The organism is Micromonospora sp. NBRC 107095, from assembly GCF_030269705.1.
In the GTDB taxonomy this organism is placed as follows: domain Bacteria; phylum Actinomycetota; class Actinomycetes; order Mycobacteriales; family Micromonosporaceae; genus Micromonospora; species Micromonospora parva.
On record NZ_BSTU01000002.1, the window covers coordinates 295,596 to 318,612 of the forward strand.

At 72.0% G+C, this 23,017-nt stretch carries 27 protein-coding genes; 10 read left to right on the top strand and 17 right to left on the bottom strand.

What is annotated here, in order from left to right; all coding sequences use genetic code 11:
* Window positions 1–32 precede the first annotated feature (32 nt).
* Entirely contained in the window at window positions 33–413 is a 381-nt protein-coding gene (locus QSK15_RS13650; RefSeq protein WP_377617207.1) for a S26 family signal peptidase, read from the bottom strand.
* A gap of 53 nt (window positions 414–466) precedes the next feature.
* Between QSK15_RS13650 and sodN the strand changes: the two genes are divergently transcribed.
* The 3 genes from sodN to QSK15_RS13665 are packed head-to-tail and all read left to right on the top strand — an operon-like array spanning window position 467 to window position 1,853.
* Window positions 467–871, top strand: a complete 405-nt coding sequence (gene sodN, locus QSK15_RS13655; RefSeq protein WP_030490383.1) for a superoxide dismutase, Ni — start codon at window positions 467–469, stop codon at window positions 869–871.
* On the top strand, window positions 868–1,413 hold the full coding sequence (locus QSK15_RS13660; protein ID WP_285794591.1) for a GNAT family N-acetyltransferase: 546 nt from the start codon (window positions 868–870) through the stop codon (window positions 1,411–1,413). Before sodN ends, QSK15_RS13660 begins: the two co-directional genes overlap by 4 nt.
* A 32-nt stretch (window positions 1,414–1,445) precedes the next feature.
* Entirely contained in the window at window positions 1,446–1,853 is a 408-nt protein-coding gene (locus QSK15_RS13665) for an ATP-binding protein (protein ID WP_030336681.1), read from the top strand.
* A 22-nt stretch (window positions 1,854–1,875) separates the two neighbouring features.
* Here the strand turns inward: QSK15_RS13665 and QSK15_RS13670 are convergent, their stop codons facing one another.
* Window positions 1,876–2,265 (bottom strand): hypothetical protein, encoded by a 390-nt coding sequence (locus QSK15_RS13670; protein WP_210862675.1) that lies wholly within the window; start codon window positions 2,263–2,265, stop codon window positions 1,876–1,878.
* A 43-nt stretch (window positions 2,266–2,308) separates the two neighbouring features.
* Here QSK15_RS13670 and QSK15_RS13675 point away from each other — a divergent pair, with 43 nt between their 5' ends.
* Together QSK15_RS13675 and QSK15_RS13680 are read left to right on the top strand one after the other, a co-directional pair.
* Window positions 2,309–3,259 (top strand): diacylglycerol/lipid kinase family protein, encoded by a 951-nt coding sequence (locus tag QSK15_RS13675; RefSeq protein ID WP_279519135.1) that lies wholly within the window; start codon window positions 2,309–2,311, stop codon window positions 3,257–3,259.
* A gap of 447 nt (window positions 3,260–3,706) precedes the next feature.
* On the top strand, window positions 3,707–3,964 hold the full coding sequence (locus QSK15_RS13680; protein WP_007072794.1) for a WhiB family transcriptional regulator: 258 nt from the start codon (window positions 3,707–3,709) through the stop codon (window positions 3,962–3,964).
* A 79-nt stretch (window positions 3,965–4,043) separates the two neighbouring features.
* Here the strand turns inward: QSK15_RS13680 and QSK15_RS13685 are convergent, their stop codons facing one another.
* From QSK15_RS13685 to QSK15_RS13705, 5 genes are all read right to left on the bottom strand, one after another.
* A complete protein-coding gene (locus tag QSK15_RS13685; RefSeq protein ID WP_285794592.1) occupies window positions 4,044–4,877 on the bottom strand; it encodes a sirohydrochlorin chelatase in 834 nt (277 codons plus the stop codon).
* Window positions 4,859–5,626, bottom strand: coding sequence for a phosphoadenylyl-sulfate reductase (locus QSK15_RS13690; RefSeq protein WP_285794593.1), 768 nt, complete (start codon window positions 5,624–5,626; stop codon window positions 4,859–4,861). The genes QSK15_RS13685 and QSK15_RS13690 overlap by 19 nt, the downstream gene beginning before the upstream one ends.
* Window positions 5,623–5,784 (bottom strand): hypothetical protein, encoded by a 162-nt coding sequence (locus QSK15_RS13695; RefSeq protein ID WP_285794594.1) that lies wholly within the window; start codon window positions 5,782–5,784, stop codon window positions 5,623–5,625. Before QSK15_RS13695 ends, QSK15_RS13690 begins: the two co-directional genes overlap by 4 nt.
* A complete protein-coding gene (locus tag QSK15_RS13700) occupies window positions 5,781–7,493 on the bottom strand; it encodes a nitrite/sulfite reductase (protein ID WP_285794595.1) in 1,713 nt (570 codons plus the stop codon). Before QSK15_RS13700 ends, QSK15_RS13695 begins: the two co-directional genes overlap by 4 nt.
* A gap of 292 nt (window positions 7,494–7,785) precedes the next feature.
* A complete protein-coding gene (locus QSK15_RS13705) occupies window positions 7,786–8,697 on the bottom strand; it encodes an ArsR/SmtB family transcription factor (RefSeq protein WP_285794596.1) in 912 nt (303 codons plus the stop codon).
* Window positions 8,698–8,760: 63 nt separating this feature from the next.
* On the opposite strand from QSK15_RS13705, the gene QSK15_RS13710 reads away from it, so the two are divergent.
* Together QSK15_RS13710 and QSK15_RS13715 are read left to right on the top strand one after the other, a co-directional pair.
* Entirely contained in the window at window positions 8,761–9,786 is a 1,026-nt protein-coding gene (locus QSK15_RS13710; protein WP_285794597.1) for an aldo/keto reductase family protein, read from the top strand.
* A gap of 36 nt (window positions 9,787–9,822) precedes the next feature.
* Window positions 9,823–11,328 carry a glycosyltransferase family 39 protein gene (locus tag QSK15_RS13715; RefSeq protein WP_285794598.1) on the top strand — a complete coding sequence of 502 codons (1,506 nt, stop codon included), beginning with the start codon at window positions 9,823–9,825 and terminating at the stop codon, window positions 11,326–11,328.
* 149 nt (window positions 11,329–11,477) lie between these two features.
* On the opposite strand, the gene QSK15_RS13720 is transcribed toward QSK15_RS13715, so the two are convergent.
* Both QSK15_RS13720 and QSK15_RS13725 read right to left on the bottom strand, forming a co-directional pair.
* Window positions 11,478–13,070, bottom strand: a complete 1,593-nt coding sequence (locus QSK15_RS13720; RefSeq protein ID WP_285794599.1) for a PAS domain-containing sensor histidine kinase — start codon at window positions 13,068–13,070, stop codon at window positions 11,478–11,480.
* 25 nt (window positions 13,071–13,095) lie between these two features.
* The gene (locus tag QSK15_RS13725) at window positions 13,096–14,127 is read right to left on the bottom strand and encodes an SIS domain-containing protein (protein ID WP_210858365.1); all 1,032 of its coding nucleotides are present in this window, start codon (window positions 14,125–14,127) and stop codon (window positions 13,096–13,098) included.
* Between the two features lie 187 nt (window positions 14,128–14,314).
* On the opposite strand from QSK15_RS13725, the gene QSK15_RS13730 reads away from it, so the two are divergent.
* Window positions 14,315–16,156 (top strand): tetratricopeptide repeat protein, encoded by a 1,842-nt coding sequence (locus tag QSK15_RS13730; RefSeq protein ID WP_285794600.1) that lies wholly within the window; start codon window positions 14,315–14,317, stop codon window positions 16,154–16,156.
* 28 nt (window positions 16,157–16,184) lie between these two features.
* Here the strand turns inward: QSK15_RS13730 and QSK15_RS13735 are convergent, their stop codons facing one another.
* Complete coding sequence (locus tag QSK15_RS13735; RefSeq protein ID WP_285794601.1) at window positions 16,185–17,774, bottom strand: MDR family MFS transporter; 1,590 nt, start codon at window positions 17,772–17,774, stop codon at window positions 16,185–16,187.
* 111 nt (window positions 17,775–17,885) lie between these two features.
* Between QSK15_RS13735 and QSK15_RS13740 the strand changes: the two genes are divergently transcribed.
* Window positions 17,886–18,464: a TetR/AcrR family transcriptional regulator gene (locus tag QSK15_RS13740; RefSeq protein ID WP_285794602.1), complete on the top strand. Its 579-nt coding sequence runs from the start codon at window positions 17,886–17,888 to the stop codon at window positions 18,462–18,464.
* A gap of 69 nt (window positions 18,465–18,533) precedes the next feature.
* On the opposite strand, the gene QSK15_RS13745 is transcribed toward QSK15_RS13740, so the two are convergent.
* Window positions 18,534–19,043 (bottom strand): GNAT family N-acetyltransferase, encoded by a 510-nt coding sequence (locus QSK15_RS13745; RefSeq protein WP_285794603.1) that lies wholly within the window; start codon window positions 19,041–19,043, stop codon window positions 18,534–18,536.
* Window positions 19,040–19,261 carry a biotin/lipoyl-binding carrier protein gene (locus QSK15_RS13750; protein WP_208648903.1) on the bottom strand — a complete coding sequence of 74 codons (222 nt, stop codon included), beginning with the start codon at window positions 19,259–19,261 and terminating at the stop codon, window positions 19,040–19,042. The genes QSK15_RS13745 and QSK15_RS13750 overlap by 4 nt, the downstream gene beginning before the upstream one ends.
* Before the next feature lie 221 nt (window positions 19,262–19,482).
* Between QSK15_RS13750 and QSK15_RS32610 the strand changes: the two genes are divergently transcribed.
* Window positions 19,483–19,557 (top strand): 50S ribosomal protein bL37, encoded by a 75-nt coding sequence (locus QSK15_RS32610; RefSeq protein WP_369814844.1) that lies wholly within the window; start codon window positions 19,483–19,485, stop codon window positions 19,555–19,557.
* A gap of 112 nt (window positions 19,558–19,669) precedes the next feature.
* Here QSK15_RS32610 and rsrA read toward each other — a convergent pair whose 3' ends face one another.
* The 5 genes from rsrA to QSK15_RS13780 form a co-directional block, all read right to left on the bottom strand.
* Window positions 19,670–19,957, bottom strand: a complete 288-nt coding sequence (rsrA, locus tag QSK15_RS13760) for a mycothiol system anti-sigma-R factor (RefSeq protein ID WP_030336658.1) — start codon at window positions 19,955–19,957, stop codon at window positions 19,670–19,672.
* A 1-nt stretch (window position 19,958) separates the two neighbouring features.
* Window positions 19,959–20,786, bottom strand: coding sequence for a sigma-70 family RNA polymerase sigma factor (locus QSK15_RS13765; RefSeq protein ID WP_030336656.1), 828 nt, complete (start codon window positions 20,784–20,786; stop codon window positions 19,959–19,961).
* A gap of 235 nt (window positions 20,787–21,021) precedes the next feature.
* Window positions 21,022–21,639, bottom strand: coding sequence for an alpha/beta hydrolase family protein (locus QSK15_RS13770; protein ID WP_285794605.1), 618 nt, complete (start codon window positions 21,637–21,639; stop codon window positions 21,022–21,024).
* A gap of 51 nt (window positions 21,640–21,690) precedes the next feature.
* Complete coding sequence (locus QSK15_RS13775) at window positions 21,691–22,083, bottom strand: WhiB family transcriptional regulator (protein ID WP_030336652.1); 393 nt, start codon at window positions 22,081–22,083, stop codon at window positions 21,691–21,693.
* Between the two features lie 196 nt (window positions 22,084–22,279).
* Window positions 22,280–22,990, bottom strand: coding sequence for an SOS response-associated peptidase (locus tag QSK15_RS13780; RefSeq protein WP_285794606.1), 711 nt, complete (start codon window positions 22,988–22,990; stop codon window positions 22,280–22,282).
* Window positions 22,991–23,017: the final 27 nt, after the last annotated feature.

Here is a 23,017-nt window from a genome sequence, read left to right on the forward strand (position 1 = left end):
GTGTCGACACCACCCCTCGGATGTGAGCAGGGTCATAACTGCCGACGAGGTACCCGTCCCGGGCGCGGCCAGTAGCGGGCCACCACCCGTCCGCGCACGTCGGCCACCCCGTACGCCCGGGAGTCGTCGGTGATCAGGTCGTTGTCGCCCCGCAGCCACCAGCCGCCGTCCTGCGATCGGACCGCACGCTTCACCACCAGCAGGTCGGGCCGGGTCCGGAAGACCGCGACCACCACGTCACCGGGCCGGATCGGGCGGCCACCGACGCGAACCAGCACCGCGTCGCCGTGCCGCAGCGTCGGGGCCATGGACGGGCCGGTCACCAGAACGGCGGTCAGCGGCCTCCGCAGCCGGGGCGCCTCAGCCGGGTGATCGGCGGTCACTGGTTTCACCTCAACCGGTTGGGGGAGCATCTCCAGGAGTAATGTCGCCTTTGATCATCGCAAACTTCCCATGGAGGATCCCGATGCGACTTCCGCGCATCCTTGCGCCCCGCGTCACCGCGAGCGCTCACTGCGACCTGCCGTGCGGTGTCTACGACCCGGCCCAGGCCCGGATCGAGGCCGAGTCGGTCAAAATGATCTGCGAGAAGTACCAGTCGAACACCGACCCGGAGTTCCGCACCCGCGCCGTCATCATCAAGGAGCAGCGCGCCGAGCTGGTCAAGCACCACCTTTGGGTGCTCTGGACCGACTACTTCAAGCCCCCGCACTTCGAGAAGTACCCGAACCTGCACAGCCTGTTCAACGAGGCCACCAAGCTCGCCGGCGCCGGTGGCGTCAAGGGCAGCCTCGACCCGGCCACCGCAGACAAGCTGCTCGCGAAGATCGACGAGATCTCGAAGATCTTCTGGGAGACCAAGAAGGCGTGACCTCTCCGGTCATCCCGACGATCCGGCCGGCACGTCCCGAGGACGTGCCGGCCGTCGTCGCCATGGTGCACGAGCTGGCCGAGTACGAACGCGCGCCGGAGCAGTGCCACCTCACCGTCGAACAGTTGACCTCGGCCCTGTTCGGTCCCGGCGCGGCGTCGGAAGAGCCGAGCGCTCCGGCCCTCTTCGGTCACGTCGCGGTGGATGAGCAGGACCAACCGGTCGGCTTCGCGCTGTGGTTCCTCAACTTCTCCACCTGGGCCGGCGTGCACGGCATCTACCTGGAGGACCTGTACGTCCGGCCGGCCGCCCGGGGCACCGGCGCCGGTCGACTGCTGCTCGCCACGCTGGCCGACATCTGCGTACGACGCGGCTACCGACGGCTGGAGTGGTGGATGATCGACTGGAACCCGGCCGCCGGCTTCTACGCCTCGATCGGCGCCGAGCAGATGAGCGAGTGGGTTCCCTACCGGCTCAGCGGCGACGCGCTCCGCCAGCTGGCCGACCACGTCACCACCGCCGGCACGCGTACGGGCGACTGACCGGGTAGAGTCCCCGACCGGGGGGATGAGGCGTGACTCAACTGACTGGCCAGCCAGCGACCGACGATGACGTGGTGCACCTCACGGTGCCCGCCGACGGCGGTTACCTCGGCGTTCTTCGCACCGCCACCGCCGGTCTCGCGGCCCGGTTGCAGTTCGCGCTCGACGAGATCGAGGATCTGCGGATCGCTGTCGACGAGGCGTGCGCCATGCTGCTCGCCATCGCCACCCGCGACGCCGAACTGGAGTGCCGCTTCGCGGTCACCGAGGACGCGCTCACCGTCGAGGTGACAGTGCCGACCGTGCGCGGTGCCACCCTGCCCGCCGAGTCGTCCTTCGCCTGGAAGGTGCTCACCGCGCTGACCACGTCGGCGTCCGCCACGTCGGCCGACGGCCGGGCCACGATCGCGCTGCTCACCCGCCGCTCCGGCGGCTACTGACCGACCCGGCCCACCCTGGCGGTCACTGGAAGCCGAGGGCGCGGGTCGTCGGAGGGCAGACCAGCAGCCAGCCCACGCCCAGGCCGAGCGCCATCAGCGGCACGCCCAGCCAGCCCAGCCCCGCCTGGATCATGAACCAACCGATTGGCAGCAACATCAGCTGAAGCACGATGGCGGGGGCGCGTGCGCCCGCCTGACGGCGCAGCAGCGCGCGTCCCAGCGCCCAGAGCACGACGGCCGCGCCGATGGCGAACCCGGTCACCAGCAACGCCGCCAGCAGGTCGGTGCGGGTGGCCGTGAGGTCGGCCCAGATCAGCCAGACGGCGATCAGCCCGACGACTGCCGCCTCTGCCCACAGCAGCCGGACCGCCCAGCGGAGCGTGACGGGGATCGGGTCCGAGTCGATGGTCACGCGCGCCACGATACCCGGGCTGCCGGCAGGTACAGTGCCGCCCATGCGGGCCGTCCTGGTGGTCAATCCAAAGGCCACCACCACCAGCGAACGCAGCCGGGACGTGCTTGTCCGGGCGCTGCGCAGCGAAGTCGATCTCAACGTGCGCTACACCCGTCGGCGCGGGCACGCCGTGGCGCTCGCCCGGGAGGCAGCCGCGGAGGGGGTCGACCTGGTCGTCACCCTGGGTGGCGACGGCACGGTGAACGAGGTGGTGAACGGCCTGATGACGGCTGAGCCGCCGACTCGCGCCGGTGATGCGCCGATGGCCGAGCGACTGCCCGCGCTGGCTACCGTCCCCGGTGGTTCGACAAACGTGTTCGCCCGCGCGGTGGGACTGCCCCGGGAATGGCCGGAGGCGACCAGCATGATCCTGGAGGGGCTGCGGCTGGGCCGCAGCCGGACGGTGGGGCTGGGCCGCGCCGACGACCGCTACTTCACCTTCTGCGCCGGGTTCGGCCTGGACGCCGCGGTGATCCACCGGGTGGAGCAGGCCCGGCGCAAGGGGCGGGTGTCCACGCCGTCGCTCTACCTGCGTTCGATCATGAACCAGTACTTCCTCGCCTCCGACCGGCGGCACCCGGCGATCGTCCTGGAGCGTCCGGGCGAGCCGGCGGAGGCCGAGCTGGCCACCGTCATCATCCAGAACACCGCCCCCTGGACGTACCTGGGCGACCGGGAGGTCAACCCGAACCCGGAGGCGTCGTTCGATCTCGGGCTGGATGTGCTGGCGTTGCGTCAGCTCCGGGTGGCTAGCACAACACGGACAGTGACGCAGTTCCTGTCCCGGCAACCGAATCCGCGCGGTCGGCAGGTGTTACGACTCCATGACACGGCGGAGTTCACCCTGGTCTCCAGCCGCCCGCAGGCGTTCCAGCTGGACGGCGACTATCTCGGCGAGCGGGAGAAAGTCAGATTCACCTCCGTTCCGGCCGCACTGAGAGTAATCTGCTAGGTCTCGGGTACCGCAGTTGGTCGACACGGTGGCCACAACCGATCGGCCGGGTCGCCGCCACACCGAGGGGCAGGTGCCGGAAATGTCAGCAATGTCACGCGGACTGTACTATATTGATCCTCGACTGTGGCACGCCGGGTAACCAGGAAGGCGCGGAAACCCGGACAAACGGGTTGTGGGCTTGCTCACCGCCCGGAGTTTTTCCGAGCGTCACCCTTGACATCACGACTGTTCGTGAAAGTATTCACAAGCGAACTTGAGTTACCGGGACATTGCCTGGATATGCTCGTCAGGTTGAGCTGTTCCAGCCGGTCCCCGGCGCTAACCGCCTGCTCACGCACTGCCGAATGGACGAACGCTAACTGTCACCTCGGCACTGCGGATGCATATAGGGAAAGCACGACAAGCAATATTTGCCACCCATCCAGAATGAGGAGTGTTGCCGCCATGGACTGGCGTCACCATGCTGTCTGCCGCGACGAGGACCCGGAGCTGTTCTTCCCGATTGGGACGTCCGGACCGGCTCTCCTGCAGGTCGAGCAGGCCAAGGCCGTCTGCAGGCGCTGCTCCGTGACCGACCAGTGCCTGCAGTGGGCACTCGAGTCTGGTCAGGACGCCGGCGTCTGGGGCGGAATGAGCGAGGAGGAGCGGCGCGCTGTCAAGCGGCGCGGCGGTCTCCGGGTGCTGCGCGCTCACTCCGCCTGATCCCCAACGACACAGCTGTACGCCCCGGTGGGTTCGCCCACCGGGGCGTTCCGCTGTCCGGCACCGGGCCGGCACGGGATCAGCCCGTCGACGCCAGCACGGGCCGAGCGTCGACCCGACGCAGCACCAACTCGACCAACTCCGGGGCGTCGGTCAACGGCGCGGCAACCGCCACCGCACCCGCTGCCCCGGCCGCCTCGGCCACCGCGTCGTGGAACAACCCCGGCGCCAGGAAGTACGCGGACACCGCGACCCGGCGCGCGCCGGACGCCCGCAACCGGGACACCGCCACGTCGGCCGCCGGTGGAGCCGCCGACGCGTACGCCACCCGGCAGGGCACCCCGAACTCCACGCCGAGCGCATCGGCCACCCGGCCCACCGAGCGGCGCGCCCGCGCGTCCCGGGTGCCCGCAGCAGCCAGCACCAAGGCGTCGAACCGGCCCGGACGCGACGCGTCCAAACCACCCCGACGCGACGCGTCCAAACCACCCGGCCACGCCTCACCCAGCCGACGGCCCAGCCCGGCCAGCAGCGCCGGATCAGGGGTGTCGTCCGCCGGGCCGAGCACGTCGGTCACCCGTACCGCCAGTGGCGGCCCGGACCGGGTCGCCGCGGCGACCGCCGCGGGAATGTCCACCCGATGGTGGTACGCGGCGGTCAGCAGCAGTGGCACCAGCACCGCCCGACGGTGACCGGCCATGGCCAGCTGACGCAGCACCTCGGTCGGCCCCGGCTCGGTGTGGTCCAGCCAACTCGCCCACACCGGCGTGCCGGGCCGGGCCGCCGACACCGCCCGAGCCAGCGCCCGGGTGGCATCGGCCGCTCGCGGATCACGGCTGCCGTGCGCGACGAGCACCACCGGGTCCGCCCCGGTCACTGTCGTCCCCGGCGAGGTCAGACGTGCAGCCCGCACTCGGTCTTCTCGAACATCGCCCACCGGCCGGCCCGCGCGTCCTCGCCGGCCTTCGTACGCCGGGTGCACGGCCAGCAGCCGATCGACCCGTAGCCCTGCTTGAAGAGCTCGTTGACCGGCACGTTGAACCGGGCGATGTAGGCGTCCACATCCCGCTGCGACCAGGCCGCGATCGGGTTCACCTTGACCTTGCCGCGGCGTGCGTCGAAGGTCACCACCGGGGTGTTGGCCCGGGTGGGCGACTCGTCCCGACGCAGACCGGCGGCCCAGGCGTCGTACCCGCTCAGCGCCCGCTCCAGCGGCTCCACCTTGCGCAGCTGGCAGCAGTCGTCCGGTGACTTGTTGAACAGTCGCGGACCGTACTGGCCGTCCTGCTGGCCGACGGTGAGCCGGGGCCGGATCGACCGGACGTTCACCGGCAGAGTCCGGGCCACCTCGTCGCGGACCCGCAGCGTCTCGGGGAAGTGCAGGCCGGTGTCGAGGAAGACCACGTCCACCCCGGGGGCCACCCGGGACACCAGGTGCGCCAGCACGGCGTCGGCCATCGAGCTGGTCACGCAGAACCGGTCGCCGAAGGTCTGCGCCGCCCAGCGGGCGATCTCCAGTGCCGGGGCGCCCTCCAGGTCCCGAGCGGCCTGCTCGGCCAGGGCCCGCAGCTCGTCCGGGCTGCGCCCGCTCGGGTCGGCCGGTGCCGAGGCGCCCGGGCCCACCAGGCGCAGGCTCGTGGCCGAGACGAGACCCGCGCTCATTGGGTCACCGTCCGACTGAGCAGCCCGACGAACTTCACCGAGAAGACCCGGGCGCAGGCGTGGCACTCCCAGGTGCCGTGCCCCGCCTCGTGCGGCCGCAGGTCCTCCTCGCCGCAGTACGGGCAGTGCAGAGGTGCCGCTCGGTTCTCGCTGCTCACCGCAGTTCCTCCTCGTCGACTCTGATCACCCAGTTGGCGAACGTCTCGCCCTCGCTGCGACCGGCCAGGTAGCGAAGGGCCAGCCGTTCCACGTACTCCGGAAGCTCGTCGGCGGTGGTCTTCAGGCCGCGCAGCTTGCGGCCGAACCCCGCAGTCTGCCCCTGGGCCATGCCCAGCCCGCCACCCAGGTGCACCTGGAAACCCTCGACCTGCCGGCCGTCCGGGCCAACCACCAGTTGGCCCTTCAGCCCGATGTCGGCCACCTGGGTGCGGGCACACGCGTTCGGGCAGCCGTTGATGTGGATTGAGATGTCCGCGTCGAAGTCGCGCAGCCGCTGCTCCAGCCGGGCGACCAACTCCTCGCCGCGGGCCTTCGTCTCGACGATGGCGAGCTTGCAGTACTCGATGCCGGTGCACGCCATCGTGCCGCGCCGCCAGGCCGACGGCCGGGCCTCCAGACCGATCCCACGCAGCGCGTCGACGAGCGACTCCGTCCGCTCCGACGGCACGTCGAGCACCAGCAGCTTCTGGTACGGGGTGAGCCGCACCCGGTCGCTGCCGTGCGCCTCGACCACGTCGGCGAGCTGGCTGAGCTGCGCGCCGGAAACCCGCCCGACCACCGGGGCGGCGCCCACGTAGTGCCGCCCGTCGGCCTGCTCGTGCACACCCACGTGGTCGATCGGCTTCGACGGCAGGACCGGCGCTGGGCCGTCGAGCAGCGTACGACCGAGGTAGTCCTTCTCCAGGACCTCGCGGAAGCGCTCCACGCCCCAGTCGGCCACCAGGAACTTCAACCGGGCCCGGTTGCGCAGCCGGCGGTAGCCGTAGTCGCGGAAGATCCCGACCACGCCGGCCCACACGTCCGGCACCTCGGCCAGCGGCACCCAGACGCCGAGGCGCTTGGCGAGCATCGGGTTGGTGGAGAGGCCCCCGCCGACCCAGACGTCGAAGCCGGGCCCGTGCTCGGGGTGGTCGACACCGAGGAAGGCGATGTCGTTCGACTCGTACGGGGTGTCCACGAGCCAGGAGATCGACGTCTTGAACTTGCGGGGCAGGTTGGAGAACTGCTTGTCACCGACGTACCGCGCGACGATCTCGTCGATCGCCGGGGTCGGGTCGAGCAGCTCGTCGCGGGCCACCCCGGCGACCGGGCTGCCCAGCACGATCCGCGGGCAGTCGCCGCACGCCTCGGTGGTCTGCAGGCCGACCGACTCCAGCCGACGCCAGATCTCCGGCATGTCCTCGACCCGGATCCAGTGGTACTGGATGTTCTGCCGGTCGGTGATGTCGGCGGTGTCCCGGGCGAACTCCCGGGAGATGTCCGCGATCACCCGCAGCTGGGCCAGGCTGAGCTGGCCGCCGTCGATGCGGACCCGGAGCATGAAGAACTCGTCCTCCAGCTCGTGCGGCTCCAGCACCGCGGTGCGCCCACCGTCGATGCCCGCCTTGCGCTGGGTGTAGAGGCCCCACCAACGGAACCGGCCGCGCAGATCCTGCGGGTCGATGGAGGCGAAGCCGCGGTGCGCGTAGATGTTTTCGATGCGGGATCGAACGTTGAGCGGGTCGTCGTCCTTCTTGATCCGCTCGTTGGGGTTGAGCGGCTCACGGTGGCCGAGCGCCCACTGACCCTCACCCCGTGGCCGGCGCGGCGCTCGGGTCGGGCGAGCCGTCGGGTCCTCGGAACGGGCAGGGATGCTGCTGACCGCCATCGCGGCGTCCTCCGTTGTCTGCTGTGCCTCGGGGCACGCGGGGCGCGGCGGCCGGCCCGGCGAAGCGGGCAAGACAACGGTGTCGGAGACAGCCGGCGCGGAGCGCGCCCGAGACGGATTGGTCGGGCGTCGTCAGTAGGCCGGACAGATCGCGCTGCGCACGCGGCCGTAATCGACGTGGCGACGTGCCACGAAGCGGCGGACGACTGCGGCGGTCATGGAGTTCATGCTGCCACACCCCATGGGGGCCGGCCAATGTCCGCGTGCTGGATCCCACATCACGGGCCGGAGGTCAGCCGACCAGCTGGTCACCGAGGACAGTTCGGGCATAACACACCACCCTTCCCTGACGTACGCCGACGATCAGGCCGTTGTCCCGCAGCGTGGTGAGGTGGTGCGACGCGGTCGCCGGCGCGAGACCCAGCATCGCGGCCAGCTCACCGGTGCTCAGCGGCGCGTCGAGCAGGGACAGCACCGCCGCCCGTGTCCCGCCGAGCAGGGCGGCCAGCGCGGCGCTGGGCGGCGGGGCGGCCCACAGGTCACCGAGCCCGGCGGGCGGATAGCAGAGAGCCGGCCCGGCGTCACCTTCCCAGATCGCGTGCACCGTCGGCCCGGAGAAGGAGGTGGGCAGCAGCGTCCACGGGCGTCCGTCCAGACCGGCCGGCTTGGTCGTGCCAACGGCGACCCGCAGCGCCACGCCGTCCCACCGGATCAACGGGTGCAGCTCGCGGAGCAGGATGCGCCCACCCTGCTCGGCGGCGAGCAGCGTCCGCCGCCGGATGTCGGCCATTGCGAGCGCCCGCAGTCGGGGCCAGTCGGGTGCGATCAGCAGGGTGAAGTACCGGTGGAGCTGCGCGACCAGCTCGTCCGGGGTCAGCCGGGGTGCACCGGCCCGGTCCAGTTGCCGGCGCATCAGGGACGGGTCGGTGCCGGCGACCGCCCGCAGCTCGGCGGCCAGGTTCGGTGCCGCCCCGATCGGGGTGAGGAAATCCGGTACGTAACCGTTGGACGACCTGAGCACCGCCAGCAGCGGCTCCAGGCCGGCGTCCGGCAGCAGCCGCTCCGCGCGTTCCCGCCACGGGCGGTGCATCCAGTACTTCGTCGGCTTGCGTAACGCACAGGAGCTGGCCACCAGCTCGGCCAGCGGCGAGTGCACGAACCGGACCCGGCTCAGGTCGTCGGGCGAGAACCGAACCTCGATCACCTACAGATTCGACCACGGTCGAACGGTTCGGCGACAGCGCGGGGCGGCCCGAGGATCCTCGGTATGGAGTACAGGCAACTGGGCCGCTCGGGCCTGCGCGTCAGCGCGGTCGCGTACGGCAACTGGGTCACCCACGGCAACCAGCTCGACGACGACGCGGCGGCGGCGTGTGTGGCCGCCGCCCTGGACGCGGGCATCACCACGTTCGACACCGCCGACCGGTACGCCAACGGGCGGGCCGAGGAGGCGTTGGGCAAGGCGCTGAGCGGCGTCCGGCGCAGCTCGATCGAGCTGTGCACGAAGGTGTGCCTGCCGGTCGGGCCGGGGGCCAACGACGCCGGGCTGTCCCGCAAACACATCATCGAGGGCTGCCACGCCTCGCTGAGCCGACTGGGCACCGACTACGTCGACCTCTACCAGGCGCACCGGTACGACGACAGCGTGCCGCTGGAGGAGACGATGCTCGCCTTCGCCGACCTGGTCCGCCAGGGCAAGGTGCTCTACGTCGGTGCCTCCGAGTGGACCGCCCCGCAGCTGCGCGAGGGCCTGCGGCTCGCCGCCGAGCTGCGCATTCCGTTCATCGCCAACCAGCCGCAGTACTCGATGTTGTGGCGGGTGGTGGAGGCCGAGGTGTCGCCCGCCTGCGCGGACCTCGGCCTGGGCCAGCTCGCCTGGTCGCCACTCGCGATGGGCGTGCTGACCGGTCGGTACGAGCCTGGCCGACGTCCGCCCGCCGGCTCCCGGGCCACCGACGGCTTCGGTGGCTCGTTCATCGCCCGCTACTCGTCGGATCTGCTGCTCTCCCGGGTACGCCAGCTCCGACCGGTCGCCGAGGCGGCCGGCTGCACGATGGCCCAGTTGGCGGTGGCATGGGTGCTGGCCCGTCCGACCGTGGCGAGCGCGATCGTCGGCGCGTCCCGGCCGGAACAGCTCGCCGAGACGGCCAAGGCGGCGACGGTACGGCTCGACGACGAGCTGATCGCCCGGATCGACGCCGTGCTCGACGAACTCGTGGAGTGTGATCCGACGAAGACTGCCCGGCCAAACGACGTGATGTCCGCCTGGCGCCCGCCCCCTGCCGCTGGGTGACGCCCACGGAGGGGGTGGCCGTGGCAGGCTCGAACCGTGGGGCAATTGTCCGAGAGGTCGGCCGGGACGGCGTGGGAGCAGCTGCGCCGCCTGCCGGTCTGGCTCCCCCCGGCGCTGCTGACCCTGGCGGTGACAGCGACCGGGCTGGGCTCCGCCCAGCTCTGGCGCGACGAGCTGGCGACGTGGAGCGCGGCCACCCGCTCGCCCACCGACCTGGCCCGGCTGGCCGGCACCATCGACGCCGCCACCGGGCCGTACTACCTGCTGATGCACGGGTGGACCAGGATCGTCGGCGACTCGACGATCGCCCTGCGCACGCCGGCCGTGCTGGCGATGACGGTGGCGGCCGGGCTGCTCGGCGTGCTCGGCGCGCGGCTCGTCGACCGGCGCGCTGGCCTCTTCGCCGGGCTGCTGTTCGCGGTGCTCCCCGGCACCTCCCGCTACGGGCAGGAGGCCCGCCCGTACGCGCTGGCCACCATGCTCGCCGTGCTCGCCACACTGCTGCTGGTGACAGCGTTGCGCCGGCCGAGCTGGGCCCGCTGGGCCGGTTACGCCACCGCCGTCGCCGCGCTCGGGCTCATCCACCTGATCGCACTCACACTGCTCGCCGCGCACGCGCTGGTCGTCCTCATCGCCTGGTGGCGTGGTCCGGCTGAGGCCGGCATCGCCGCCCCGCGCCTCGACGTCGGGCGGGACCGGCGGGCATGGCGGTGGCTGGTCGCCGTGCTGCCGGCCGCGCTGTTGGCTAGCCCGTTGCTGGTCAAGGCCCGGACCCAGCAGTCCCGGCAGTTGAACTGGGTCCACCTGGTCCGGCCGGACGACCTGAGCGCGCTGCCCGGCGGCGTAGCCCAGAGCAGTGTGGTGGGTGGCCTGCTGGTCGGGGTCGCCGCGCTGGGCGCGGCGCGGCTCGGGCGGCGCGCGGTGCTGCCGGTCAGCGCGGTGCTGCTGCCCGTACTGCTGCTCTTCGCCGCCGGCGCGGTCGTGCCGCTGTGGGTGCCCCGGTACCTGGTCTTCGTGGTGCCCTTCGCCTGCCTGCTGGCGGGGGCGGCGCTCGCCGCCGTGGCCGCACCGGGCGCGCTGGTGGTGGTGGTCCTCGCCGGGCTGCTCGGCCTGCCCGACCAGGCCGCGCTGCGGCGCACCCACGAGTGGCCGCGCAGCGCCCCGGTGGACTACGCGGGGGCGGCGCGGGTGATCGCGGACGGTCAACGACCGGGGGACGCGGTGGTCTACTCGCCCCGGCACAGCTGGCTCTTCCTCGACCTCGGCATCGAGTACCACCTCGCCGACCCGCCACGCGACGTGCTGGTCACCGAGGACGAGGCACGCCGCGGCGATCTGTGGGCCGCCGAGTGCCCGCAGCCGGCACAATGCCTGGCCGGTACGACGCGGGTGTGGCTGGTCGTCTCCGGTCGGCAGGCCGACCCGCTGGCCGCCGTGCCCGACGCCAAGGGCGACGCGCTCCGCGCGGACTTCACCGTCGCCCAGGTCTGGCAGCGCCCCGGCCTCACCGTCGCCCTGCTGACCACCCGCTCCGACCGCTGACCCGGCCCCGGGGCGTCGGCCGGCGACCGGGCCCGCCCACCTCGATGCGCCTGATGCCTCTCAGTCATCCTGATGACTGAGAGGCATCACGCCCATCCCGACATCCGCTCCCGCTGCGGACCCCGCCCCACTGGAGGCGGCAGGGCGGGTCAGGGTTGGGAGCGGCCCTCCGGGGCGCTGCGGGCCAGCGGGATGACCAGCACCGCCTCGGTGCCACCGTTGGCCCCGGCCCGTAGTTCGATGGTGCCGCGCAGCTCCCCGGTGATCAGGGCGCGGACGATCTGGAGGCCGAGCCGGCTGCCGTGTTCGGCGTCGAAGTCCGGCGGTAGGCCGCGGCCGTTGTCGGTCACCGAGACGTGCAGCATCTTGCGGAACCGGTGCGCGGAGACCACCACCTCGGGCCGCAGCGACGGGTCGACCTCGGCAGCGGCGACCGGCACCATGCCAGACGCGGCGGGCACTGGGACCTCGTCCGCCTCGTCGGCCGGCGGGAAGCCGTGCTCGACGGCGTTGAGCAGCAGTTCGTTGAGGACCATCACCAGCGAGGTGGCGATCTCCGCCGGCAGCACGCCGAAGCTGCCCCGCCGCCGCATGCCGACGCTCACCTCGGTCGCCGCGACCTCGGTCGCCGCGCTGGCCACCCGGTCGACGATGCCGTCGAACTCGACCGCCTCGTCGCTGGACATGGAGAGCGTCTCGTGCACCAGGGCGATCGAGGCGACCCGTCGGACCGATTCCTCAAGCGCGACCCGGGCCTCCGGCATCGCCACCCGGCGGGCCTGCAACCGCAGCAGCGCGGCCACCGTCTGGAGGTTGTTCTTCACCCGGTGGTGGATCTCCCGGATGGTGGCGTCCTTGGTGATCAGTGCCCGGTCCCGACGGCGAACCTCGGTGATGTCCCGGACCAGCACCAGCGCCCCGATCGGCACCCCGGCCGGCATCAGCGGCAGCGCCCTGGTGAGCATCGTGGCACCCCGTGCGTCGATCTCCCGGCGGGGTGGCGCCTCACCGCGCAGCGCGGCCAGAATGCCGTTCGACGCCTCGGTGCCGTCCAGCGGGTCGCCGGCCAGCCGGCGGTGCAGCGCGGCCAGGTCCTCGCCCACGAGGTGCGCGGCGTAGCCCAGTCGGCGGTACGCGGACTGCGCGTTCGGGCTGGCGTAGGTGACCTTGCCGCCGGCATCGAGCCGGACCAGGCCGTCGCCGACCCGGGGCGCCGAGGTGGTCTCGCCCGGATGCCGTGGCGGCGGGAAGGTGCCGTCAGCGATCATCTGCGCCAGGTCGTCGGCGGTGGTGAGGTAGTTGAGCTCCAGCTGGCTGGGCGTACGCGCGGTGGAGAGGTTGGTGTCCCGCCCCACCACGGCGATCACCTCGCCGGCCTCCCCCTCGGCGGTGCGCAGCCGAACCGGGATCGCCTCGTGTCGGGCCGGCACGTCGCCGTACCAAACCGGGTCACCCTCCCGCCAGATCCGACCCTGGGAGTACGCCACCTGAAGGTGGGCCACCTCCGGTCCGCCGACGATCCGACCCACCTGGTCGTCCTGGTACGCGGTCGGCGCGGTGGTCGGACGGACCTGGGCGACGCAGAGGAACGTGCCCTCGGCGTCGACAGGCACCCAGAGCAGCAGGTCAGCGAAGGACAGATCGGAGAGCAGCTGCCAGTCGCCGGCGATCCGGTGCAGGTGGTCGATGTCGGCCGGACGGAGATGGGTGTGCTCCTCGGCGAGGTCGCGCAGCGTGGACACGGTGACCAGGGTGCCACGCCACGCCTCACATCGTCGCGGTGACCTTCTTCAACCCGCGCGGCGCGTCCGGATCCTCGCCCCGGGTGAGCGCCAGGGCCAGGGCCAGCCGCTGCATCGGCAGGATGTCCAGCAGTGGGGCGTACCGCTCGTCGACCTCGGGAACGGCCAGCCGGGTCGCGCCCGGCACGTCGGCGGAGCCGACCACCACGACGTCGGCGCGGCGTTCGCCGAGGCGGGGCAGCACCTCCCCCATCGACCGTCCACCGGGGCCGGAGCCGACCACGGCGAGCACCGGGACCTCCGGGTCGGTCATCGCGAGCGGGCCGTGCAGCAGGTCGGCACCGGAGAAGGCGAGCGCCGGCAGGTACGAGGTCTCCATCAGCTTCAGCGCGGCCTCCCGGGCGGTCGGGTAGGCGTAGCCGCGGCCGGTGGTGACCAACTGGCGGGCGAACCGGTAACGCGGGGCGAGCTGGGCCGGGGTGTCGTCGGCCAGGGTGCGGGCAGCCAGCTCGGGCAGCGCGTCGAGCGCTTCCCGTTCGGCGGTCGGCAGCACCCCGTCGCCGGCCCGGACCCCCTCCACCAGCATCAACAGGGCGAGCAGCTCGGCGGTGTACGTCTTGGTGGCGGCCACCGCCCGCTCGTGCCCGGCGGCGATGTCGACGCTCAGCTCGGCGACGTCGACCAGCGGCGAGTCGGGGGCGTTGGTCACCGCGAGGGTCAGCGCCCCGGAGGCGCGGGCGGCGCGCAGCACCTCGGCCAGGTCGGGCGAGCCACCGCTCTGGCTGACCCCGACGACCAGCGCGTCGGACAGGTCGGGGCGGGCCCCGAACAGGGTGACGACGCTGGGCGAGGCGAGCCCGGCGGGCAGGCCGAGCCGGATCTCGGTCAGGTAGGCCCCGTAGAGCGCCGCGTGGTCGGAGGTGCCCCGCGCGGTGAAGACCACGTGCCGTGGCCGCCGTTCGGCGATGACCGCCGCGACCCGGGCGATCTCCGCGGCGTTGGCCGCGGAGAGCAGGCGCGCGTAGCCAGCCGGCTGCTCGTCGATGTCGGCGGCCATTCCAGCCCCTGCACGTGTCACGGAAGCCCCTCCCCTGCGCGATTGCCGCGCGATTCTTGCTCAGTCTTGCACTTTTAACCGTATCTCAGCAATCGAACGAGCAGGACTGCGCAGCAGATCACCAGTTGATCTCAATATCAACTAAGCTTTCCCCGCCGCACCGGTCTAGCTGCCACGAGAGGACGACGTGCCTGAGGGAACAGACGATCCCGCGCTCTCCGTGACGGAGGAGCTGGCGCTGGCCCGGCTGGCCCTCGACGAGGGCGACCTGCACCACGCCGCCGGCCACCTCGCCGGTGCGTTGGCGCAGGCTCCCACCCTTCCGGAGGTGCACGAGACGCTGGCCCGGCTCGCCGCGACGAGCGGCGGCGGCCTCGACCTCTTCCCGATCAACCACCACACCTTCGTGGGCGCGGTGGTCGCCCGCGCCCACCTCCTGGCCACCGCCGGCCGCCCCGCCGAAGGGCTGGAGCTACTGGCCGCGGCGACGGCGTACGCACCCGGCACCGAATGGGCCGGCGTGCCCTGGGTGACCGCGCCCGAACTGGCCGAACGACTGGACCCGGAGCACATCGCCCGCGTCCTCATGCAGATCTGCGCCGCGCTGCCCGACCCCGTCCCCCGCATCGGCCGGGCCCCGCTGACCCCGTACCTCGCCCTCGCGCGCAACGCGGCCACCGTGCACCCCGAACACGGCCTGCTGCTGGGGGCGGCCTCCGCGCTGGCCCGACGTCTCGGCGAGACCGAGCTGGCGGTCCGCTGGGCCACCCGAGGGGTACGCGCCCAACCCTCGAAGATGGGCGAGGTGTGGCTCGGGTACGCGTACCGCAGCTCGGGCCGGACCCGAGACGGCCTCGCGGCCCTCGGTCGGGCCGTCGAGCTGGACCCCGACGACCTGGCGATCTATGCGGACATCGCCGGCACCCTGGCCGAAATCGGCCGACTGGACGAGGCGCTGGAGTGGACCGAGCGGGCGCTGGCGCGCGATCCTTCGTTCGACTGCGCGGTGCACACCGCCCACCGCCTGCGGCACCTGCGCGACGGCGACCTCGCCCATCTGGTCGCGCTCGCCGACTTCGTGCGGGACCACCCGGACGACAGCCACGAGCACGGCGACCTGGCCCAGTGCTGCCGGGGTCGTCCCTGGCTCGGCCAGCTCACCCCGGCCGGCGGGCCCCTGGTCGACGCGATGCGCCAGGCGGTGGCCGATGACGACAACGGTCTCGGCGGTGCCGTACGCCTACCCGCCGCCGCCCCGCCCAGCGCCGTCGGGACGGCGATCGCCACCGCACCGGGGCTGCGGATCGAGGTCGTCGGCGCGCCGGAGCCCGACCCGCGCGAACCCCGACGGGCGTCAGCGCAGCGGTTGTGGCACTACGCGGACGCCGTCCCCACACCCGCGCTGGCGGCACCCTCGGCGGCTGCTGTCGAACGGATCGGGCAGATCGCCCACCCGGCGTGGGCGCACCCACCGGCGGCGTACGACGCGGCGGTGGGCCTGGCCGGTCTTGAGCTGGCCGACCTGCTCGGTCTGCTGGTGCACCCGCCGGCCGCGCCGGCCAACGCGGTGGGTCGGCTGCTCGCCGCTCACGACCCGTCGGTCTGGGTCCGTGGCGTGCAGGTGTGGGTCTGTCTGGGGCTGCTGCACCACCGCACCGACGAGCCGTGGGAGGGCTCGACCCGCCGCCGGGTGCTCCTCGACCTGGTCTGGGGCGTCGAGGACTGGGTCACCGAGGCGGCGCTGTTCGCCCTCGTCACCGCGGCCTGGGTAGACCCTTCGGTCCGGCCGGACGTGGCCCGGGTGGTGGCGGAGCGGCTGGCCGACGTGGCCGACGTGGCGCGGACCCGACCGGTCCCGATCGCCGCGTCGCTGGCTCACCTGGCACTGGCCGCCCCCCAGCTGGACCCGGCGACCGCGGCCCTGGCCACCGAGCTGCTGAACACCCACTCCCCCCGACTCCCCCGCCCCCGCAACCCCCTACGCCGCCTCTGGCAACGCCTGAGCAGGGGCGCGCCGCGCCGACCGTGACGGTCGACGCGGCGCGTTCGTGGTCGGGTCAGGCGACCGGGGCGGCCTTGCCGAGGGCGACCTCGGCGTCCTCCTCCGGGGTGGCCTGCGGCGGCGCCTCGTTCGCGGTGCGCAGCGGGATCTCCTTGATGAACCAGGCGAGCACCGGGATCACGATGGTGAACAGGACCGCCCAGAGGAAGACGTGCGAGATGGCGTCGGAGAGACCGCCGAGCACCGCCTCGCGGGCCTGAGCGGGCAGCTCCCTGAGCTTCGCCAGGTCCATCCCGGCGCCGGCCTCGCCGCCACCGAAGGTCCGACCGCCCTCCGAGCTAGCCAGCCGGTTGGCGAAGATCGCGCCGAACAGCGAGATGCCGAACGAGCCGCCGATCGACCGGAAGAAGGTGGCCGCGCCGCTGGCCGCGCCGAGGTCCTTCTGCTCCACGCTGTTCTGCGCGATCAGCATCGACGTCTGCATGAGGAAGCCCATGCCGACGCCGAGCACGATCATGTACAGCGAGGACATCAGCTTGCTGGTGTCGGTGTCGAGCATGGACAGCAGCGCCATGCCCCCGGTCATCACCACACCACCGATGATCGGGTACGCCCGGTACCTGCCGTTGCGGGTGATCGCCCGGCCGATGACCAGCGAGACGACCAGCATGCCGAACATCAGGGGCAGCAGCAGCAGACCACTGTTGGTCGCCGACGCCCCCTGCACGGTCTGCTGGTAGAGCGGCAGGAAGTTCATCGCGCCGAACATCGCGAAGCCGAGCAGGAACCCGATCACCGAGATCAGCGCGAAGTTGCGGTTGGCGAAGAGCGCCAGCGGCAGGATCGGCTCCTGGACCCGGCGTTCCACGAGACCGAACACGACCAGTGCGACGACGGCCAGCACGGCCAGGCCGAGGATCTGCGGCGAGGTCCAGTCGTACTCGTTGCCACCCCAGGTGGTGATGAGCACGATCGCGGTGATGCCGACCGAGAGCAGCCCGGCGCCGAGCCAGTCGATCCGGTGCTCGGTGCGGTACTTCGGCAGGTGCATGGTGGTGATCAGCACGAGCAGCGCGACGCCGCCCAGCGGCAGGTTCACGTAGAACGCCCAGCGCCAGGAGAGGTGGTCGGTGATGAAGCCGCCGACCAGCGGGCCGGCGACCATGGCGATGGCCATGATGCCGGCGATCATGCCCTGGTAGCGCCCGCGCTCGCGGGGCGGGACCAGGTCACCGATGATCGCCATCACGCCGACCATGAGGCCACCGGCGCCGAGGCCCTGCACGGCCCGGAAGGCGATGAGCTGGACCATGCCGTCCTGCGGGCCGCCGAACATGCCGGAGCCGGCCATGCCGCAGAGGGCGGAGCCGACCAGGAAGATGACGACCGAGGTCAGGAAGACCGACTTGCGGCCGTAGAGGTCACCGAGCTTGCCCCAGATCGGGGTGGAGACGGTGGTGCCCAGGACGTACGCGGTAACCACCCAGGTGAAGTGGTTGAGCCCGCCGAACTCGCCGACGATCCGCGGCAACGCGGTGCTGACGATCATGTTGTCGAGCATCGCGAGCATCATCGCGATCATCAGCCCGAACAGCACGACCCGGATGTTGTTGGGTCGTGTGCCGACCTGGGTTGCCTGAGTCATGGATAAGCTCCCCCCGAGGATTGCCATACTTACCTGCCGCCCGGCTAGTCACCTTACTAGCCGCACGGTAAGTTGGGTACGGGCATCGGTCAAGCACATTAGGGGGCGTGGGTGAGCGAGAGCACAGGCGGCGGAACGCGGGAACGGATCAAGGCCGTCGCGCTCGAACTCTTCACCGAGCAGGGGTACGAGAAGACCTCGCTCCGGGAGATCGCCGAGCGCCTCAACGTCACCAAGGCCGCGCTCTACTACCACTTCAAGAGCAAGGACGACATCGTCGCCAGCTTCGTCGAGGACCGACTGGAGCGGATGGACGCGCTGACCGCCTGGGCCGCCACCCAGCCCGCCACCCTGGCCACCCGGCGCGAGCTGATCTCCCGGTACGCCGACACGATGTTCGACGGCACCCAGCCGTCGGTGATGCGCTTCTTCGAGCAGAACCAGACCGCGCTCAAGAGCCTCTCCTCCGGCCAGAAGATGCGCGGCCGGATGATGGAGCTGGCCGAGGCGCTCTGCCGGGGCGACGACTCTCCCGCCGCCCAACTGCGCGCCGCGCTGTCGCTGTTCGCGGTGCACACCAGTTGGTTCGCGGTCCGCGCGCCGCACATCAGCGACGACGAACGCCGCAAGCTCGCGCTGGAGGTGGCCGACGAGCTGTTGGCCGCCATCGGCACCCGGCCCGACGCCTGACCCGGGCCCGCCCGGCAGCGGCTCAGCACGGCGCGGCGGTGGGCGGTTCAGCGGGGACGGCCCGGCGGCTCAGCGGCGCGCCAGCTCCAGGCGCAGGCCGAGCAGGTCCACGCCCGGTGCCGGTGACCAGTCCTTCTCCGGGGAGCGGACGAACCCGCGCCGCGAGTAGAGCCGGTGCGCCGGATCAGCCATCCCGGCCCGGACGCAGATCACCACCGCCGTGCAACCCAACCCGGTAGCCCGGTCGACACACGCCTCGACCAACACGGCACCGACGCCACGACCCTGCGCGCCCGGGTCGACGGCGAGCATCCGGAACTCCGCCTCGCCCGGCCCGGACAGCTCCGCGAACGGGGTGCCCGGCAGCACGAACGTGACCGAGCCGAGCACCGCCCCGGTCAGCTCGTCGACAGCGACCAGCACCTCGCCGCTGACGGCCCGGGTCGCCACGTCGGCCAGCACCTCGCCGTACCCGTGCTCGCCCTTGAGTTGACCGTCCGCCTCGTACGCGGCAACGGTCAGCCGGGCCACCGCCGGAAAGTCGGCGGGCTCGGCCGGACGGACCAGCAGCCCGGTCAAGCGATCACCGCGATCAGGTCACCGTCCTGCACGACGTCGCCCTCGTGCACGGCGAGCTGCTGGAGCACACCGTCGGACTCGGCGACGACCGGGATCTCCATCTTCATCGACTCGAGGATCACCAGGGTGTCACCCTCGGCCACCGTGTCACCGGCCGTGGCGACGACCTTCCAAACGTTGGCCACCATCTCGGCGCGGATCTCCTCGGCCATGTCCAGGCCCTCCCTCTTCGCGACGTGCCTGCCGACGTATCCAATCATGCGTCGCCCGGTGGTGGGCGCGCAGCGGCACAGCCGGGACGGCAGTCCCGCCCTGGGGGAGGCGGCGGGTGCCGACCGCACTACCATCAGCGGGTCGGACCCGACGCCGGACCGCCGGTGGCCGCATCCGCGCCGAGGTCGTGCGCAGGACGGATCCGACCCATCACGAGGAGGTCAGCATGGCGAAGAAGTCCCGGAAGAAGAAGGCTCGTAAGAAGAGCGCCGCGAACCACGGCAAGCGTCCCAACTCCTGAACGGGTCGACGGGCCCGCTGCCCGTCGTCGCTCAGCCGGCCGAGGCCGGATACACCGGTGGCCCGGGTCGACATCGACCCGGGCCACCGGTCTTGCCAGCTCATGCCGACGCTCAGTCGGCCAGCTCACGGGAATCGCTGGTCTCGAAGACCACCAGCTCGGTGAGTTTGACCCGCAGCCGCTCACGCAGCTCGTCCGGCGCGGTCTCGTTGCCACAGCAACGCGCCACCAGCGCCCGCACCTCCTGCTCCAGCCCGTACTCGCGCAGGCAGGGCCCACACTCGTCCAGGTGGTGCCGGATCAGCGAGCGGCGCTCGTCCGCGCACTCCAGATCCAGGTAGAGATACACCTCCGCGAGGACTTCGCGGCAGTCCGTCTCGTGCGGCTCCCCACAGCTCACGTCACACCTCCCGGCCGGCAGCGGCGGCGGTCGAACCCTTCGCCGAGCGGGCCGCACTGAAGCCCCGCTCCCCCGCGTAGCGCTCGAGCAGCTTGCGCAGATTACGACGGCCACGGTGCAGGCGCGACATCACGGTGCCGATCGGCGTACCCATGATGTCCGCGACCTCCTTGTAGGAGAAGCCCTCGACATCGGTCAGGTAGACGGCCAGGCGGAACTCCTCCGGCAACTGCTGGAGGGCCTCCTTGACGTCACTGTCCGGCAGCCGGTCCAGTGCCTCCGTCTCGGCGGAGCGCAACCCGCTGGAGGTGTGCGACTCGGCCTCGGCGAGCTGCCAGTCGGTGATCTCCTCCGTGGGCGCCTGGATCGGCTGGCGCTGCCGCTTGCGGTAGGAGTTGATGTAGGTGTTGGTCAGGATCCGGTACAGCCAGGCCTTCAGGTTCGTGCCCTGCTCGAACTGGTGGAAGGCCGCGTACGCCTTCAGGTAGGTCTCCTGGACCAGGTCCTCGGCATCCGCCGGGTTGCGCGTCATTCGCAGCCCAGCAGCGTAGAGCTGATCGACGAATGGCATCGCGTCCCGCTCGAATCGGGCCCTGCGCTCGTCCGTCTTCTCGGTGGTCAACCGCACATCCCCTCGCGTCGGATGCTTTCCCGCCGAGGATACGCGCACGGACCTACCCACAGATTCACTTCCGGCTGGTGTGCCCGTGCTCACCGCACCCACCCCGCCCGGTCCCGCCGTCGCGGGCCACTGCGGGCCATCCAGCAGCCGCTTCAACTGCCGGGCGTCCCGTTCATCCTGTTCCAGGCTTCGTGTCTCGGTTGGCACCGGTCACCCCCCTCGCAGAAAAGTCGTCCGGGGGTAGTAACGCGAGATGACCACTGGGGCATTCCGGCCGGCTCTCCCCGTTCCTGGTCCCGGCCCCGACGGCGGCCGGCGCTGGGACCAGGAAGGGCCTGGGAGGACTGGTGTCACCGGCCCCGATCGGGCCGGCGGCACCATCGGATGCAACGACCAGTGCCCGGCACCGGAAACGGTCGCCCCGGCGAGCCGACGCGACCGGTCAGCCGGCCGCCCAGCCCTGGGCGGACAGCCAGTCGCGCACGGCGGCGGCGGTACCGGCCGGATCCCGGCGAAGATCGTGCGTCTCACCGGGACGGCTCACCACCTGAACCGCCGGCCCCGGCTCCGGCATCCCGAACGGGTCCCGGTCACCGTTGACGACAAGCGTCGGCAGACCGGTGTCCAACTCGGCGGCCCGTGAGCGTTCCGGCCGGCCGGGCGGGTGCAGCGGAAAGGCCAGGGCGACCACGCCCACCGCGCCCACCGCGCGGGCCGTCCGGCAGGCCACCCGCGCGCCACTGGAACGCCCACCGACCACCACCGTCGGCACGTCGGCGTGCCGGTCACGCAGCACGCCGAGCACCGCCACCCAGGCCTCGTCGAGGTGACCTGCCGGTGCCGGCGCCCGTCGGCCGGCGACCCGGTACGGCTGGGTCACCCGGACCACCGCCAGGCCGGCCGCGACCGACGCGTCCCGGACTGCGAGCAGGTCGGGCGCGTCGACGCTGCCGCCCGCACCGTGCCCGAGGACGAGCAGGGCGGCGGCCGGTCGAGCCGGCAGGTCGGTGTCAATCCGCGCCGGACCGCGCGGGGTGTCGATGTCGTCGCTGGGTGGCACCGCCCCATTCTGCGCCGCCGCACGAGCGACGGGTGCGAACCCGGCCGGCGATCAGCTCAGCGGGACCAGGGCGAGCAGGCGGTCGCGCACCGGCGGGCCGGCGTCGTCGATGGCGTCCGGGTCGGGATCGACCTCGCCACGCCAGGCGACGAGCATCGCCCGTCGTTCCCGGGGCGTGGTGCCGCCCCAGACGCCGTGGCAGTCGCCGACGTCGAGGGCCCAGGCCAGGCAGGACCCCTGTACGTCACAACTGCGGCACAGCGCGACGGCGGCGTCCGCCGGTTCGTTCGGTGCCGGAAAGAAGGTCTCCGGATCGACGCTCTGGCAGGTGCCCCTGGTACGCCACGCGTCGTCCTGTCGCCGTTCCCGCACTGCCCGCAGCAGTCGCGGATCTCGCCGCGCCGCCGCCACCTCGTGCGGACGCGGCATACGTGCCCGTGTCATCCGCCCACCTCCCCCGTGGGACCGGCAAGATCGGTGGACGTCGTCCGCCCCGTGCGAATCGATGTCCACTACCGGCGCTGTGTTCTATCGCACTTCGCAACATCGGGACAAGGGTCTGCCGGGAACCTGACTGAACAGTCGGGAGACGAATCACGCGGAACCCTGGCAAATCGGTGGCCGACGATGCGCGGCAGCGTCAGAAGAGAGTCAACTCCTGCGGCGTCACCGTCGGCGCCACCGGCACCCGGGCGGTCAGGTGCGGCCCGTCGTTGCGAACGTCTCCCACCGCCGCGCCCACCGGGCGGATCTCCAACCCCGCCAGCTGCTCCGCCGAAGCCGGGCTCAGCAGCCGTTGCGGCTCGTCCGTCGAGGCCAACCACGACGACCAACGCTCCGCTGGCAGCAGCACCGGCATCCGGTCGTGCACCTCGGTCAGGTCGCCGAGCGCCGCGGTCGTCAGCACGCTGAAGGTGAGCCGGGTCTCGGCGTCGGACTCCCAGACCGACCAGATGCCGGCCAGGGCGAGCACCGAACCGTCCCGGGGGGTCATGAAGTACGCCTGGCGGCCACCATCGGGCAGCCGGACCCACTCGTACCAGCCGTCGGCCGGGATCAGGCAGCGGCGACGGGCGAAGGAGCCCGCGTACGCCCGGCTGGTGGCCACCGTCTCCGCCCGCGCGTTGATCATGCGGGAGGCCGCCGAAGCGGACCGGGACCAGTGCGGCAACAGACCCCAGCGGCCGACGCAGAGGCTGCGGTGCCCCTCCGGGTTGAGCCGGACCAGCGGCACCGGGTCGGTGGGCGCGACGTTGTGATCGGCGCGGACCAGGCCGTCGGAGTCGTCGGACGACTCGAACAGCGCGCTCAGCTCGCCGGAGCTCCGGGTCGTCGCGTACCTGCCGCACATGGGGCACACGCTAACGCGTCGGGGGCG